At 45.7% G+C, this 538-nt stretch carries 1 protein-coding gene; it reads right to left on the bottom strand.

Annotated features, from left to right (window positions below; translation table 11 throughout):
- Nucleotides 1-16 precede the first annotated feature (16 nt).
- Nucleotides 17-469 carry a type IV pilin protein gene (locus HMPREF3277_RS06135; RefSeq protein ID WP_070870369.1) on the bottom strand — a complete coding sequence of 151 codons (453 nt, stop codon included), beginning with the start codon at nt 467-469 and terminating at the stop codon, nt 17-19.
- Nucleotides 470-538: the final 69 nt, after the last annotated feature.

Raw genomic sequence — 538 nt, 5'->3', positions numbered from 1 at the left:
TTTTGCTATCGATGCCTCAAGACTCAAATATCTTGCATGATTTGTCCGTATTGGCGAAATGCTGCGCCTTGTCTTCGCAGGTGCTTTCGGTCGTTTCACACGATACCGTGACAAAGCTTTCGTTGATCTTCAATACCTTGGGATTTTTATCCGACCGCGCTACTGCCTTCAGGGTAAACCGCCCGTCCGGCGTGCCTTTGGCGTCGCCTTGCACCTTGATGCAAAAATCGCCGATTTCCTTAATCGGCAATTCCGGCCATTGGGTAGAGCTTTGTTTGAAACTTCCGTTTTTTTGATAAAAACGCTCCAGAAATTGGGCGTTTTCCAGCATGGCAGCCCGCACTTCCTGCAGCTTGGTATTTTCAACATATTTTTGGTAAGACGGGTAGGCAATCGACGTTAAAATCCCCACCATCATGATGGTAAAAACCAATTGAGACAAAGAAAATCCCCGCTGAATTTCCTTCATTCCGCCCCCTTTCAAAAAATAAACCGGACATTTCATCTTTATCGTTGTGTGGTATCAAAATGGGGATTG

The sequence above is a fragment of the Neisseria sp. HMSC70E02 genome (genome assembly GCF_001838645.1).
In the GTDB taxonomy this organism is placed as follows: domain Bacteria; phylum Pseudomonadota; class Gammaproteobacteria; order Burkholderiales; family Neisseriaceae; genus Neisseria; species Neisseria macacae.
The sequence above is the reverse complement of the archived record's forward strand: the minus strand, read 5'-3'. Positions and strand labels throughout refer to the sequence as shown.